The 14,471-nt window shown below is 56.7% G+C and carries 13 protein-coding genes; 3 read left to right on the top strand and 10 right to left on the bottom strand.

Going from position 1 to position 14,471, the window contains the following annotated elements; all coding sequences use genetic code 11:
- Positions 1–287: 287 nt before the first annotated feature.
- The 5 genes from B5M42_RS05315 to B5M42_RS05295 form a co-directional block, all read right to left on the bottom strand.
- Positions 288–1,628 carry a replication-associated recombination protein A gene (locus B5M42_RS05315; RefSeq protein WP_134753330.1) on the bottom strand — a complete coding sequence of 447 codons (1,341 nt, stop codon included), beginning with the start codon at positions 1,626–1,628 and terminating at the stop codon, positions 288–290.
- A gap of 225 nt (positions 1,629–1,853) precedes the next feature.
- Positions 1,854–2,609, bottom strand: coding sequence for a tRNA threonylcarbamoyladenosine dehydratase (locus B5M42_RS05310; RefSeq protein ID WP_134753332.1), 756 nt, complete (start codon positions 2,607–2,609; stop codon positions 1,854–1,856).
- 15 nt (positions 2,610–2,624) lie between these two features.
- Complete coding sequence (gene aspS, locus B5M42_RS05305; protein WP_134753334.1) at positions 2,625–4,406, bottom strand: aspartate--tRNA ligase; 1,782 nt, start codon at positions 4,404–4,406, stop codon at positions 2,625–2,627.
- Positions 4,407–4,450: 44 nt separating this feature from the next.
- Entirely contained in the window at positions 4,451–5,710 is a 1,260-nt protein-coding gene (gene hisS, locus B5M42_RS05300) for a histidine--tRNA ligase (RefSeq protein WP_134753336.1), read from the bottom strand.
- Positions 5,711–6,145: 435 nt separating this feature from the next.
- Complete coding sequence (locus B5M42_RS05295) at positions 6,146–6,451, bottom strand: winged helix-turn-helix transcriptional regulator (RefSeq protein WP_134753338.1); 306 nt, start codon at positions 6,449–6,451, stop codon at positions 6,146–6,148.
- Between the two features lie 118 nt (positions 6,452–6,569).
- Here B5M42_RS05295 and B5M42_RS05290 point away from each other — a divergent pair, with 118 nt between their 5' ends.
- Together B5M42_RS05290 and B5M42_RS05285 are read left to right on the top strand one after the other, a co-directional pair.
- Positions 6,570–6,965: a DoxX family protein gene (locus tag B5M42_RS05290; protein WP_134753398.1), complete on the top strand. Its 396-nt coding sequence runs from the start codon at positions 6,570–6,572 to the stop codon at positions 6,963–6,965.
- 222 nt (positions 6,966–7,187) lie between these two features.
- Complete coding sequence (locus B5M42_RS05285) at positions 7,188–7,589, top strand: hypothetical protein (protein WP_134753340.1); 402 nt, start codon at positions 7,188–7,190, stop codon at positions 7,587–7,589.
- A 101-nt stretch (positions 7,590–7,690) separates the two neighbouring features.
- Here the strand turns inward: B5M42_RS05285 and B5M42_RS05280 are convergent, their stop codons facing one another.
- The 5 genes from B5M42_RS05280 to B5M42_RS05260 form a co-directional block, all read right to left on the bottom strand.
- Positions 7,691–9,631: an FAD-dependent oxidoreductase gene (locus B5M42_RS05280; protein WP_134753342.1), complete on the bottom strand. Its 1,941-nt coding sequence runs from the start codon at positions 9,629–9,631 to the stop codon at positions 7,691–7,693.
- Positions 9,632–9,653: 22 nt separating this feature from the next.
- Positions 9,654–11,186: a coproporphyrinogen III oxidase gene (locus B5M42_RS05275; protein WP_134753344.1), complete on the bottom strand. Its 1,533-nt coding sequence runs from the start codon at positions 11,184–11,186 to the stop codon at positions 9,654–9,656.
- Between the two features lie 150 nt (positions 11,187–11,336).
- Entirely contained in the window at positions 11,337–11,510 is a 174-nt protein-coding gene (locus B5M42_RS05270) for a hypothetical protein (protein WP_167689954.1), read from the bottom strand.
- Between the two features lie 70 nt (positions 11,511–11,580).
- The gene (gene dtd / locus B5M42_RS05265) at positions 11,581–12,021 is read right to left on the bottom strand and encodes a D-aminoacyl-tRNA deacylase (RefSeq protein ID WP_134753346.1); all 441 of its coding nucleotides are present in this window, start codon (positions 12,019–12,021) and stop codon (positions 11,581–11,583) included.
- Positions 12,022–12,040: 19 nt separating this feature from the next.
- Entirely contained in the window at positions 12,041–14,230 is a 2,190-nt protein-coding gene (locus B5M42_RS05260) for a RelA/SpoT family protein (RefSeq protein WP_134753348.1), read from the bottom strand.
- On the opposite strand from B5M42_RS05260, the gene B5M42_RS05255 reads away from it, so the two are divergent.
- A complete protein-coding gene (locus B5M42_RS05255; RefSeq protein ID WP_134753350.1) occupies positions 14,229–14,459 on the top strand; it encodes a hypothetical protein in 231 nt (76 codons plus the stop codon). The two genes, B5M42_RS05260 and B5M42_RS05255, sit on opposite strands and share 2 nt — an antisense overlap.
- The last annotated feature ends 12 nt before the right edge of the window (positions 14,460–14,471 follow it).

The following is a 14,471-nucleotide window of genomic DNA, read 5'->3' as shown; positions in this document are numbered from 1 at the left end:
CTTTACTCGATACGGTCGCATTAATATTTAATATATATACGACATAAAACAAAAACTCTCTCCTCTTCTCTCTCTTTTCCCCTATCTCTCCTTCGCTCGCAAATTCGCTTGTAAATTATATCCAACTAAAAGAGCTGGAAAACTTTACTGCACACGACCTCTTTAGTTTAAATAAAAAGCGCCGATTTTCAATATCCAATATTACGTTTTATATGTCAAATTTTCCGTTTTCTAAAAAAGAAGCGCTCCGCTCTGTCAGGAATCCGCGGTGCGCTTCGTTTATGAAATTATGATTGTTCATTGGATAGCTGCGAAGACGCTTGCATGCTCCTGCGTCTCATCTGATTGTGCCGCATCTTCTCCTCTGTCCCCTGCTCGCTGGCAATAAACAGCGCTTCATCCTTGAGCGCGTCCGGCAAATATTGCTGGTCGACGTAATGCCCCGGGTAATTGTGCGGATATTTGTACCCGGCATGCCCAAGCTGCTCGGCGCCCTTGTAATGCGTATCGCGCAGATGCAGCGGCACCTCGGCCGCGCGCACGCGATCCATCGCGTGCATGGCCCGTTCAATCGCCAGCGGGATCGAGTTCGACTTGGGGCTTTCGACCGCAAACAAAATCGCCTGCGCAATGACATATTTCGATTCCGGCCAGCCGATTTTGTGATAAGCGTCCATTGCCGTCACCGCCTGTACCATCGCCTGCGGATTCGCCAGACCGATGTCTTCGCTGCAGGCCACGATCAGCCGGCGCAGGAAGGTCATCGGATCCATGCCCAGCTTCTCCACCGCGTACAAAAACCAGAACAGCGCCGCGTCGCTGGAGCCGCGCACGCTCTTGTGGAACGCTGACAGGACATCGTATTGCGTCGATTCGTCCGCGCGGACGACCGGGCGGCGGATTGACTCCTCCGCCACCTCCAGCGTCACGCGCACCGTGCCGTCCGCTTCCGGCGGCGTCGTCAGCGCAGCCAGCTCCAGCGCGTTCAACGAGCGCCGGATATCGCCGGCCGCCATGCGCGCGATGTGCGCCAGCGCCTCTTCCTCAACGTCGAGGCGCATGAAGCCGAGCCCCTTGACGGGGTCGGCCAAGGCGCGCCGCATCGCGGCGAGCGCATGCTCAGCTGTCAGCGGCTGCAGCTGAAACAGCGTCGAGCGCGACAAGAGCGCCCCGTTCACATGGTGAAACGGGTTTTCCGTCGTCGCGCCGATCAAGATCAGGATGCCCTGCTCCACAGCCGGCAGCAGCGCATCCTGACGCGAGGTGTTGAAGCGATGCACCTCGTCAAGAAACAACGTCGTTTTCCGGCCGTACAACGACTTGTCCGCCTCTGCGCGCTCGATCACCTCGCGCACATCTTTAACCGACGCTTCCACCGCATTCAGCTTGACGAACCCGCCCTGCGTGCGGCAAGCGATAATGTGCGCCAGCGTCGTTTTGCCCGTGCCGGGCGGTCCGTACAGCACGATCGAGCCAACCTTGTCGGCTTCAATCGCGCGGCGCAGCAGCTTGCCCGGCCCTACAATATGCTCCTGGCCGATGTACTCGTCCAGGGTTGTCGGCCGCATCCGGTCGGCCAGCAGCTTGCCCGCCGGCTCCTGCTCCGCGGCGTATGAAAACAAATCCATGCCTGCCCTCCCGCTTTCCTCCGAAAATCCGCCTCCTGTCGCGAGGCTTCCATCCCTCCATTATACCGTTCGAACAAGCGTTTGTCATGAAACGGCCCAGACATCAAACGATCAATAACTACCCACTGTGGATAACCAACCTGGCAGACCACCCGAACCGCGCCCAAACCAGTAAAAAACCGCACAGCCTCTTCAGGCTGTACGGCTTGGCTACAAATCTGTATGCTACTTCCGCTTCGCTGCCGCGCTAAGCAAGTCGCGCACGGCAGCGCTGACCATGATCAGGCCGGCAACCGGCGGCACGAACGCGTTGCTCGCCGGCGGCATTTGCGCCTTGCGGATATCCGGCGCGTTATCCGGCACGATCCGCTGCGTCACATCCTCGCGCGGCTTCATCGGCTGCTCGGTCGAGAACACGACCTTGACGCCTTTTTTGATCCCTTCCTTGCGCAGCTTGTGGCGGATGACCCGCGCCAGCGGGTCCATTTCCGTCTTCGAAATATCGGCGACCTTGAACAGCGACGGGTCCATCTTGTTGGCCGCGCCCATGCTGGAAATGATCGGAATCTTCCGCTGCAAGCATTGCTTGATCAAATGGATTTTGTAGCTGATCGTATCACTGGCGTCGAGCACATAATCAAGCGGATATTCGAACAGCTTCTCATACGTCTCTTCGGTATAAAACATCCGCAGCGCCACAGCGTCGCACTCCGGGTTGATCAGCTTGATGCGGTCGCGCATCAAATCGGCCTTCGGCTGCCCGACAGTGGTCGTCAAGGCATGAATTTGCCGGTTGATATTGGTGATATCCACAACATCCTTATCGATCAGGATGATCCGGCCCACGCCGGTGCGCGCCAGCGCTTCAGCGGCAATCGAACCGACGCCGCCGATGCCAAGCACGGCCACCGTACTGTTTTTCATCACCTCAAGCCCTTCGGGACCAATCGCCAGCTCAGTGCGGGAAAACTGATGAAGCATCGGGGTTACCCCTCCTTAGGCCTTAACGGCAGGCTGCTTGAGCGCCAGCCGGATCGACAGCTGCTCCAGCTGCTTGTCGTCCACTGTGCCCGGCGCATCGGTCAGCAGATCGGTCGCGCTGGCCGTTTTCGGGAACGCAATCGTTTCACGCAGGTTGGTGCGGCCGGCAATCAGCATCACCAGACGGTCGAAGCCAAAAGCGATGCCGCCATGCGGAGGCGTACCGTATTCGAACGCTTCCAGCAGGAAGCCGAACTTGTCGACGGCTTCTTCCTTGGAAAAACCAAGCGCCTTGAACATCTTCTCCTGCACCTCGCGCTTGTAAATCCGCATCGAGCCGCCGCCCACCTCGTAGCCGTTAAGCACAAGATCGTACGCTTGCGCGCGAATTTGGCCCGGATCGGTGTCGAACAGGTGCACGTCTTCTTCCTTGGGACGCGTGAACGGATGATGCTCGGCAACGTAACGTTTTTCTTCTTCGTCGTAGCTCAGCAGCGGGAAATCGACGACCCAGGCAAACTTGAATTGCGACTCGTCGATCAGACCGAGGTCGCGGCCGATCTTCAGGCGCAGGTTGCCGAGCACATCGGCGACAACTTTCTTTTTGTCGGCAGAGAACAGCAGCAGATCGCCTTCTTGCGCGTCCAGACGTTCGGTTAATGCAGCGATTTCCGCCTCACTGAAGAATTTCACGATCGGCCCTTTGAATTCACCGTCTTTGACTTGAATCCACGCCAGACCTTTGGCTCCGTAACGCGCCGCGAAAGGCCCGAGGTCGTCGATTTCCTTGCGGCTCCACGTGCCGCAGCCCTTGGCGTTCAGCGCCTTGACCTGGCCGCCGTTTTTAATTACATTGGCAAACACCTGCACGCCTGAAGACGCGACAATATCGGACACCTCGACGAGCTCCAGCCCGAAGCGCAGATCCGGCTTGTCGGAGCCGTATTTGCCCATTGCGTCGGCATAGCTCAAGCGCTGGAACGGACGCGGAATATCGGCGCCGGCCGTCTCCTTCATCAGCTTGGCCACCAGCTCCTCCATCAGCGTGAGCAGCTCGTCCTGCGACAAGAAGGAGGTTTCGATGTCGACTTGCGTAAATTCAGGCTGGCGGTCGGCGCGCAGGTCTTCGTCGCGGAAGCAGCGGGCGATTTGGTAGTACCGTTCAAGACCACTCACCATCAGCAGCTGTTTAAAAATTTGCGGCGATTGCGGCAGGGCAAAAAATTCGCCCGGATGCACCCGGCTTGGCACGAGATAATCGCGCGCGCCTTCCGGCGTGCTTTTGGTCAAAATCGGCGTTTCTACATCGATAAAACCGTTGTCGTCCAGGAAATCGCGGAACAGCTTGGACGCTTTGGAGCGCAGCATCAGCGTTTTTTGCATTTCCGGACGGCGCAGGTCCAAATAACGGTATTTCAAACGCACGGATTCGTCGACTTCGATGCCGTCTTCAATGAAAAACGGCGGCGTTTTGGCGCCGTTCAGAATCTCGATGTGCGTCACCTGGACTTCGATTTCCCCTGTCTCCAGGTTCGGATTGATCGTCTCGGCATCGCGTTCGACAATCTTGCCTTGAATCTTCAGCACATACTCGTTACGCACACGGTCGGCTACAGCCAGCGCCTCGCCGGAAAAGTCAGGGTTGAAGACAAGCTGGACCAGGCCGCTGCGGTCGCGCAGGTCGATGAACAGCAGCCCCCCGAAATCGCGGCGGCGCTGCACCCAGCCGTTTAATACTACCGTTTGTCCTACATGTTCCTTGCGGAGCTGTCCGCAATGATGCGATCTTTGCAACATAATGAAATAACCTCCTTGTATAGTGTTGTTGCTAAACTTGTGTTTTATCCGAATAAAATCGTCGCCGCGCGCTCTTCCAGATCGGCAATGCGCACCGTGCGCTGTTCGCCGGTTGCCATCGTTTTCACGGCAATTTCGCCTTTGGCCAGCTCATCGTCGCCGAGAATCGCCACGAATTGAGCCTGCATCCGGTCGGCGGATTTCATTTGCGCTTTGATTTTGCGTCCCTGATAATCCCGCTCGGCACTGACGCCCTGCAGCCTTAGCTTATACAGCAGCTTGGCCGTTTCCTTCTCCGCCGCTTCGCCAAGACCGATCAAATACACGCCCAGCGTATCCGGCTTTGGCACCTCCACACCTTGATTGGCGAGAACGAGCAGAATCCGCTCCAATCCGAGGCCAAGACCGACGCCCGGCTGGTCGTTGCCGCCGATTTGCCCGACAAGCCCGTTGTAGCGGCCGCCGCCGCCGATCGTGTCAATCGCTCCGATGCCGGCCGATTTGTATTCGAACGCCGTATGCGTGTAGTAATCCAAACCGCGCACCATCCGCGGATTGACCGTAAACGGAATGCCCATGCCTTGCAAATGCTCCTGCACAGCGGCAAAATGCGTACTGCACGCTTCGTCCAGATGCTGCAAAATGTTCGGCGCGCCTTCGCCCAGCTTGTGGTCGATCTTGCAGTCGAGAATGCGCATCGGGTTGCGCTCAAAACGCGATTGGCAGTCCTTGCAAAGCTGCTCGCGAACCGGGGCAAAAAACTGCTGCAGCTGCTCCTTGTAAGCCGCCCGCACTTCCGGCGTGCCGACGGAATTAATTTCCACACTCACATTGCGCAGACCGATTTCCTTGTAAAACGTATAGCCCAGCGCAATCACCTCGGCGTCGATCGCCGGATCGACCGAGCCGAACGCTTCGACGCCGAACTGATGAAACTGCCGATAGCGGCCGGCTTGCGGCTGCTCATAACGAAACATCGGTCCGATATAATACAGCTTGCTGACATCGGGCTCGCCATAAAGCTTGTTCTCGACATACGCGCGGACGACGCCGGCCGTTCCTTCCGGGCGCAGCGAGATGCTGCGATCGCCTTTATCGAGAAACGTATACATTTCCTTCTCGACAATATCCGTTGTTTCGCCGACGCCGCGGGCAAATAGCTCAGTATGCTCGAAAACCGGCGTGCGGACTTCTTTATAATTGAAGCTGCGGCACAGCTTGCGCGCCTGCGACTCCAGGTACTGCCACTTCTCCACTTCGCCCGGCAGCAGATCCTGCGTGCCTTTAGGCTTTTGAATACTCATGCGTACGACCTCCTGTTCCTTCCTGCCGAAAAAATAAAAAATCCCCCGCCCCCGACATCAGTCAGGGACGAGAGATTTGAACACCTTCATCTCCCGTGGTACCACCCACGTTCGAGCTGCACAAGCAACCCGCTCTTGACGGTTAACGCCCGTTACACGCGCGGCAGCTACTGACAGCACATCGCCGGTTCGAATCGACGGATGCCTGCGGTTCCCTGCCGGTCCTCGGGGAGGTCTTTCATTCGCTCATCACCGGAAAGCTTGCAGCCCAAGGCCTTCCTCTCTGCAGATGTGGGGGCGAGTTACTTTATCCCTTCAACGGATCATACAATGTTTGAATCACATTAACTGTTATTTTAATCGCAGAATGCGACAAAGTCAAGAGTTGCCAATTGACACCCGCGTCAGGCGATAATGGGCCGTCCAGCCTGCTTACTACCAGCTGTCCGCCCACTTTTGCAGCTCGTCCATGACCGGCTCCAGCCCTTTGCCCTTTTCCGTCAGCTCATATTCAATGCGCACAGGCGTTTCAGGGTAGACGTGCCGGGTGATGATGCCGCTGGCCTCCAGCTCCTTGAAGCGTTCGGAAAGCATCCGGTCGCTCATGCTCGGGATCATGTCGGAAATATCCTTGAAACGCTTAGGACCGTTCATCAGCACGCGAATGATGAGACCTGTCCAACGCTTGCCGATCAACTCAAAAGCATTTTCAAATTTCGGGCATAAATGAAACTGTTCCATACGAATCATCTCCTTAATATCTATTTTAGCATAGTCGCTTGACAAAAGTAAGTGCACAGGTTAATATACTTACATAAAGTAAGTTATTTATTAAAATTTATTTACTAAGGAGATGTTGATAATGGCTGCAGGATTATTGATCATTCGTTTGATTGTTGGATTGTTGTTTGTCGGGCACGGCGCGCAAAAGCTGTTTGGCTGGTTTGGCGGGTACGGGCCGAAAGGTACGGGCGGATTTTTTGAATCACTGGGAATGAAACCCGGCGTAGCAATGGCGGTGCTGGCAGGACTCGGCGAGCTGGCAGGCGGGCTGCTGTTCGCTTTGGGACTTTGGACTCCGGTCGCCGGCGCGCTGATTGCGCTGACGATGCTGGTCGCGATCGTCAAGGTTCACGGTAAAAACGGCCTGTGGTCCACTGCGGGCGGCTATGAATACAATCTGGTTTTGCTGGCAATTGCTGTAGGGGTGGCGCTGATCGGCGCCGGCGACTGGTCGCTGGACGCTATTCTGTAAGGCGCTCGTCTTCCGCCTGATGCCGTGCGCACAAGGCTGTTCGGGAATGCTCCCGGACGGCCTTTTTGCTGCATGTGCGCAGACGCAGCGGCGGTGGCGGCTCGTTTTATTTTTTCAACAATTTTCATGTCATGCGCTCGTCTAAAGTGCGCCGCCGTACATATACATGTAGGGCAAGGAATCATCCTTGACAATGATTTTTTTGAAGGAGGCAAGCCGGCTATGACTTTGGATGAGCGGTGGCGGGACGAACGGACATTTGGATTACAGCTTTCAGAGGATTCGGCGGAGGAAGAGAGCTTGGAAAGCGCGGTAGAGGAAACCGCGGATGACGCGGCGGATGACGAAGACGGGGGCGACGAGAGCGTTGAGCAAGACAGCGGCGAAGCAGACGCTGACGATGATGAGACCACAGATGAAGACGAAGGCGCGGCGGAGGAAGCTACGGACGAGGACAACGCCGATGCCGATGCCGACGACGAGGACGAGGACGAGGACGTAGACGTAGACGTAGACGAAGGCGATTCGGCAGACGCGGAAGCGGACGACGAAACCGACGACGGCGACGATGAAGACGATTCGGATTCGGACGATGCCGCCGCAGACGACGAGCAGGAAGATTAACTTGTAAGCGCATCCAAATAAAGTCTCCGGCATTGCCCAAAAAGCCTTTTCCCTCCGAAAAGAGAAAAGGCTTTTTGTGCATAATCCTGACAGACAGCCGCTTATGGCGTGCCCGTCAGCCCGGCCTGCAAATCTTTAATCAGCATATATGTATCGCCATTGCTCAAGCTTTGTCGGTTGGCGATCGTTTGCAGCGTCGCTTCCGTCAGCAGCCCGCGCCGCATCAGCTCGGATTGCGCTTCGCCCGCCTGAACCTGAGCGCCAAGCGCGCTTGTCAGCGTGTAACATGCCTGCTCCAAGGTCAGCGGCGCTTTATCCGGCGCATTCATGCCGGCAATCGCGGCGGACGGATCGCCCGCAAACGCGGCCGGCTTGATTTTTTTGGCCCCGCCGGCCAGATTGACCATCCGTTTGGCATTGGACGGATCGTCGAGCGCAAATTCGTTTTTGTAGCCGCCCGTAGCGAGCGCCAGACGGACCGCTGCTTTCAGCCCTTCATACGATTTGTGTGTCATATAAGGCGCAGGCTTAACCGTAAACGGCTGCAGCTCCATGCCCATTTGATTCAACCGGCTCTGCAGCTCGGCTATATCGGCCTTGGACGCCGAAAGCTGCCGGAAGGTCATATTCTTCTCTTGCGCCAGCTTGGCAGCCGCTCCCGCCGATTGGCCTTCGGCCATGCCGGTTGGAATCACACGCGCGCTGCCGTGGGCCAGCGAATCATAGCTGGCCGCGCGGCCGACGACGAGCAGCCCGTCGACTTCAAGCGGAACGAGACTGCGGAACGGAACGGCGTATTGCTGCGGATTGAGCACGACAGCGCCTCCGTCGGTTGGTGCGATGCGCTGGATGTCTGCTTCATAGGAGCCAATCGCGATACGGTCCCATTGATCGCGGTTTTCCAGCAGATCGATAATGTTCAAGCGATATTCGCCCAGCATATGGCGCGTTTCCCGGACATACGGCTCCGGGGCGGTGGCGTCGAGCTCGACGCCGGCAAATTCGGCGTAGTGCGATTTCAGATAATCGACGACGTGCTCAGCTTCGCTTTGTCCGATGCGCACCGCTTCGGCGCGGCTTTGCGGGTCCGATCCGTCAATGCCGAAAATTTGCAGTGCGTTGATCAGCGCGGTGTTGTTATTTTGCCGGCCGATATTCAAGCCACGCATTTTGGCCTTGCCTTTGTTAAACTCCGGATAGTTATACAGCTCCCCGTAGCCCCAGGCGCTAACCTCGTTGGCGTCCGTTCCGGGGTCCTTGTCGTCCTTCAACCGCTTCTGGATCGCGCTCCAGACGTCCGGCGTCACATTTTTCAAACGAAAAACGAGCGTAACCGCCATTTTGGCGTTTTTGTCGCCGATATCCTCACGTCCGTAAGTGTACGGCACGCCTGCCGCCGCGGCGATGTCGGCATCCTGCGTGGCGTCGATGACCGATTTGGCGTGCACGGTTTGTTGGCTGCCGTTCGCCAGCGTCAATTGAACGCCGGTGACGGTGCGGGCCGCCCCGCTGCTTTCCACCAGCGGCTCCATCTTTTGCGCCTTGAGCAGCACATCGATGTTCGGCTCCTTGCGCACCAGATCGTAGAACGCATTGGCTGCCGTGACTACATCAAACGAATCGCCCTCAATCCGGTCGAACCATTCCGTGAACAGCCCCTTGTTAAACACGCCGTGCTGATCCGGTTTATAGTTCATATCGATGGAATTGAGCCAGCCCAGCGTCATCAAGCCGCCAAGAATATCGCGGTCTCGACCATCGACAAGCAAGGTCGACAATCCGCTGCGCGCAGCGGAAATCGCTGCCGTTACCCCTTCCGGATCAGTCCCGACCACGATCACGTCATACGACGACTTCGGCTGCTTGACCGACTGCACCGTCTCCAGCGCCGCTTCTTCGCCGGTGCGCCCCTGCTGCGGCAACGCGTCCCGTTCTACATACAAAGCCGCCGCTGCGGCCAGCACAGCCGCCACAATCAGCGCCCACATCCAGAACAGCCACCCTTTGGAAACCGGACCGCTGCTGCTAGTTCCTTTTGCCATGATTTCGTCCACCTGCCCGTTTCTAATCAGCCTGCCGGACAAATGGCGCGTACGCCTCGTTCAGCAGCTCTCTTTTTTTATCGATATAATCCTGATAGGTCTGATTGTATGCATTCGGTTCCTTGGGATTGGCGAAACGTTCGATACGCTGCGGCGCCCCGTCCGCCGTCTCCCCCGCGCGCGGAAACACAATTTTGCTGACGGCTCCGCAGCCGACGCCGATAATCGTCTGCCGCTCCTCCATCATCAGGATGTTGTAGAGACTTTCCCGGCCTTCCAGCGCGTAACCGACGTTCTCCAGGTTGCCGAGAATATTTTTTTGCCGGTACAGGTAGTAGGGCACGTAGCCCTTCGCTTCCGTCCATTGAATCGCCCGCTCCATCATGTCGGCAATTTCGTCGCGTTCGGCAACCTCGTATTGCTCGCGGTTTTGCGTCATGCGCGAAGCCCGCTTGAACGATAACGTATGCACGGTCAGCGATTCCGGCATCAGCTTCTCAGTTTCGGCCAGCGAACGCTCAAGCTCGGTCATACCTTCGTTCGGCAGGCCGATAATCAGGTCCATATTGATGTTGTCCATGCCCATCTCGCGGGACAGCAGAAACTTCTCGACCGTCTCCTTAACCGTATGGTGCCGGCCAATCGCATCCAGCGTCTCTTGCGTAAAGCTCTGCGGATTGATGCTGATCCGGTCGACGTTCCATTTGAGCATGACGCGGATTTTGTCCGGGGTAATCGTATCCGGCCGGCCCGCTTCCACCGTCAGCTCGCGCACGTGCCCCATTTCCGGCAACGCTTCGTGCATTGTAACGAACAGCGCATCCATTTCCTCGGCGGTAATGCTGGTCGGCGTACCGCCGCCCCAGTAAATCGTCGTTATTTTCAGCCCGGCTTGCTTGAGCCAAGCGCCCGTCTGCCGCAGCTCCTCGTGAAGCCCGGCGAGAAAACCGTTGACTGAGCCGTTATTGCCGCGAATGTCGTAAGCCGGGAATGTGCAGTAGGCGCATTTGGTCGGACAAAAAGGAATGCCGATATACAAGCTGACCTCGCCGTCAAGCCGGAACAGGTCGGGAATGACCTTTAGCTGGCGCTCGGCTATGTCGATCAGCAGCCGCGCTTTCGTCTCGCTGACCAGATATTGCTCCTCCAGAATGTGCCGGCATTCCTCGGCCGAATGCTTCTGCAGCAGATTGTGCATCAGCTTGGTCGGACGCACGCCTGTCAGGATGCCCCACGGCTGCTCAAGCCCCGTCATCTGCTGCAGCGCTTGCAGCAATGCCGACAACACGGCCCGCCGGCGTATCGCCTTACGGTCGGCTGCCGCTCCGAAGACGCGCACGCTGCCCGCTTGCCAGCTCCCGGAGCCGCCGGGCAAGCTCAGATCGGCATAGCCGCGCGCTTCCTGCTCGTCCTCCTCCAGCCGCAGCGAAACGAGCAGCTCCGTGTCGGCCGCTGCTTCCGCCCCGATATTCGCTTCTTCAAAAAACAAGCGATGTATATGAAATATTTCCGTTGAAAACTCATCAAAGCCGATTTTGCTCAAAGCGATTTGCAAGTGGAACCCTCCATCACATTGTCACGTTGCCATAGGCGCTATTGGATAGTGTACCATATTTCGCCGCCCCAGAGAAATGTTCGTCAGCTAAACTATACAAACAGATCATTAAAAAACCTCCGGCCGCCACGACGCGCCGAAGGCTTTTCGCTACCTGTACGTTTTTTTCGGAATGCTTTTCAGCCGCTCCTGCTCGGAGGTAAACTCCGCGCTCATTTCCACGTCGCCGAACGACGGCAGCTGGCCCTGCCTTTCGGGCCAGCCTCCCTGCTGAAGCTGCTGCTCCGCGGACATCATCGCTTTGTGTTTGATCGATTGCCTCATAGCTGATTCACGCTGCTCCTTCTGGCTGTAGGATATCTACAGTGTTGCCAGATCAGGCTGCGATTAACCGCTACTTGCTGTCGAGGATCAGCGTCACCGGCCCCCAATTGATCAGGGACACATCCATCATTTCCCCAAAAGCGCCGGTTTCCACCGGCAGACCACGCTCGCGCAGCAGCCCGTTGAATGTCTCATACAGCGGTCGGGCCAGCTCCGGACGGGCCGCCGCCATAAAATTCGGCCGCTTGCCCTTGCGGCAGTCTCCATAAAGCGTAAACTGCGAAACCGACAAAATCGCCCCGCCCGTCTCCTGCACCGACAGGTTCATCTTGCCTTCGCCGTCCTCAAAAATGCGCAGCCCGGCAATTTTATCCGCCAAATACCGCGCGTCCTGCTCCGTATCCTCGTGCGTGACGCCGACGAGCAGCAGCAGCCCTTCGCCGATGCGGCCCACGCTGCTTCCGTCCACTGTCACTTCCGCTTGCTTGCACCTTTGCACAATCACTCGCATGTCTGGCTTCTCCCGAATCTTACGCCTGCATGATGCGCTGCACCGAATACACGTCCTTGACGCGCTTGATCTTCTCGACGACATTATGCAGGTGATCGATATTTTTGATCAGAATGGTCATATGAATCATCGCCATTTTGTTTTTATCCGAACGTCCCGAAACGGCGGAAATCATCGTCTTGCTCTCCGATACCGCTTGCAGCACCTCGTTGAGCAGCCCCCGCCGGTCGTGGCCGGTAATTTCAATCTCGACGTTAAAATTCGATTCGACCGCTTCGGCCCACTCGACCTCAATCACGCGGTCCTCTTCGCCTTCGCTAACCGGAATGTTCAGACAATCCTGACGATGGACGGAAACGCCGCGTCCGCGCGTAATGTATCCGATAATCGCATCGCCCGGCACCGGGTTGCAGCAGCGGGCAAAACGGACAAGCAAATTGTCGACGCCCTTGACGCGCACGCCATTGGTCGGGCGGTTTTTGCGCTCGCCTGCCGGGGCCGACTTCACTTCCTTGACCTCGCTCGTCAGCTCCATCGCTTGCGCTTGCGCCTCTTCGGCTTCCTTGCGCAGCTTCTCCGTCAGCTTCGTGCAAATTTGCGCAGCTGTAATGCCGCCAAAGCCGACAGCCGACAGCATATCGTCGATATCGTTAAAATTGTACTTCCGCGCGGCGTCCAGCATCTTGTCGTCGCTGGTTAGCCCAGACGGCTCAAAGCCCAGCCGCTTGAGCTCGCGCTCGATCATGTCGCGGCCCTTTTCCACGTTCTCTTCGCGCTTTTCTTTCTTGAACCACATCTTGATCTTGCTGCGGGCGTGCGACGACTGGGCGATTTTCACCCAATCCTGACTGGGGCCGTATGAATGCTTGGAAGTCAAAATTTCGACGATATCGCCCGTTTTCAGCTTATGGTCCAGCGGTACAATCCGGCTGTTGACCTTGGAGCCGATCGTCCGGTTCCCCACCTCGGTATGAATGCGATAGGCAAAATCAAGCGGCACGGAACCGGCCGGCAGCTCGATCACCTCGCCCTTGGGCGTAAATACAAAAACGAGATCGGAGAAAAAATCCATCTTCATCGATTCCATAAATTCCGACGCATCGTTCGTTTCCTGCTGCAGCTCCAAAATTTCGCGGAACCAGTTCATCTTGTCCTCGAACGTCCCCGACGGCACGACCGAGCCTTCCTTGTACGCCCAGTGGGCGGCGATCCCGAACTCGGACGTCTTGTGCATATCCCACGTACGGATTTGCACCTCCAGCGGCTCGCCTTTGGGTCCGATGACCGTCGTATGCAGCGACTGGTACATGTTCGGCTTGGGCATGGCGATATAATCCTTGAACCGGCCCGGCATCGGCTTCCAGAGCGTATGGATGATGCCCAGGGACGCGTAACAATCCTTGATGCCGTCGACAATGACGCGCAAAGCGAGCAGGTCGTAAATTTCATTAAACTGCTTGCCGCGCGAGGTCATTTTTTTATAAATGCTGTAAATATGCTTGGGCCGGCCGGAAATATCGCCTTGAATGCCCATTTCCTCCAGCTTCTCGCGGATGCTCTGGATCACGTCTTCAATATATTGCTCACGCTCGGCCCGCTTCTTCTGCATCAGGTTCACGATGCGATAATACTGCTGCGGGTTCAGATAACGCAAAGCGATATCCTCCATCTCCCACTTGATTGTGGAAATACCGAGACGATGCGCAATCGGGCAAAAAATTTCCAGCGTCTCTTCCGCAATCCGGCGCTGGCTTTCCTCCGACTGGTATTTCAGCGTACGCATATTATGCAGCCGGTCGGCTAGCTTGATCAAAATCACGCGAATGTCCTGCGCCATCGCTACGAACATTTTGCGGTAATTTTCGTTTTGCTGCTCTTCCTTCGACTTGAACTTGATCCGCTCCAGCTTGGTCAGGCCGTCGACGAGCATGGCGCATGTCTTGCCGAATTTGTCCAGCACCGCTTCCAAAGAAACCGTCGTATCCTCGACAACATCATGCAGCAGCGCCGCCATGATCGAGGTGACGTCCATCTGCATATTGACGAGAATGTCGGCAACCGCCAGCGGGTGCAAAATATACGGCTCCCCCGATTTGCGCACTTGACCGTGATGGGCTTCATCGGCAAATTCGTAGGCCTCGCGTATCTTCTGCAGGTCATTTTCTTTTAGATAGGTAGCGGCCTTCTCCAGCAGCTGCTCGATCCCCATGAATCCATCCATTCCTTTAATCGATTTTAATTCATTATGCCTGCAAGGCAGGCTCCCCGTCAACTGCCCGGCAACGCCGATTCGACAACAACTGCAGCGTTTCGGGACGATTGCGGCGCGGCACGTCGACGAACAGCAGGCGAATCTTTTGTTTTCCCGGCGGAAAAAGATGCGCAAACCCGCGCCGCAGCGGGCTTTGGATGCAAAAAGCACCCGAATTATTACCTAGGCAATAATTCGG

The sequence above is a fragment of the Paenibacillus athensensis genome (genome assembly GCF_004514475.2).
Lineage (GTDB): Bacteria > Bacillota > Bacilli > Paenibacillales > NBRC-103111 > Paenibacillus_AL > Paenibacillus_AL athensensis.
The sequence above is the reverse complement of the archived record's forward strand: the minus strand, read 5'-3'. Positions and strand labels throughout refer to the sequence as shown.

What these genes read in the sequence shown, in the direction of transcription:
- B5M42_RS05315 (WP_134753330.1), bottom strand. Translation starts at nt 1,628, where the DNA reads ATGGATTTGTTTTCATACGCCGCGGAGCAGGAGCCGGCGGGCAAGCTG.
- B5M42_RS05310 (WP_134753332.1), bottom strand. Translation starts at nt 2,609, where the DNA reads ATGCTTCATCAGTTTTCCCGCACTGAGCTGGCGATTGGTCCCGAAGGG.
- aspS (WP_134753334.1), bottom strand. Translation starts at nt 4,406, where the DNA reads ATGTTGCAAAGATCGCATCATTGCGGACAGCTCCGCAAGGAACATGTA.
- hisS (WP_134753336.1), bottom strand. Translation starts at nt 5,710, where the DNA reads ATGAGTATTCAAAAGCCTAAAGGCACGCAGGATCTGCTGCCGGGCGAA.
- B5M42_RS05295 (WP_134753338.1), bottom strand. Translation starts at nt 6,451, where the DNA reads ATGGAACAGTTTCATTTATGCCCGAAATTTGAAAATGCTTTTGAGTTG.
- B5M42_RS05285 (WP_134753340.1), top strand. Translation starts at nt 7,188, where the DNA reads ATGACTTTGGATGAGCGGTGGCGGGACGAACGGACATTTGGATTACAG.
- B5M42_RS05280 (WP_134753342.1), bottom strand. Translation starts at nt 9,631, where the DNA reads ATGGCAAAAGGAACTAGCAGCAGCGGTCCGGTTTCCAAAGGGTGGCTG.
- B5M42_RS05270 (WP_167689954.1), bottom strand. Translation starts at nt 11,510, where the DNA reads ATGAGGCAATCGATCAAACACAAAGCGATGATGTCCGCGGAGCAGCAG.
- dtd (WP_134753346.1), bottom strand. Translation starts at nt 12,021, where the DNA reads ATGCGAGTGATTGTGCAAAGGTGCAAGCAAGCGGAAGTGACAGTGGAC.
- B5M42_RS05255 (WP_134753350.1), top strand. Translation starts at nt 14,229, where the DNA reads ATGAATCCATCCATTCCTTTAATCGATTTTAATTCATTATGCCTGCAA.
- B5M42_RS05260 (WP_134753348.1), bottom strand. Translation starts at nt 14,230, where the DNA reads ATGGGGATCGAGCAGCTGCTGGAGAAGGCCGCTACCTATCTAAAAGAA.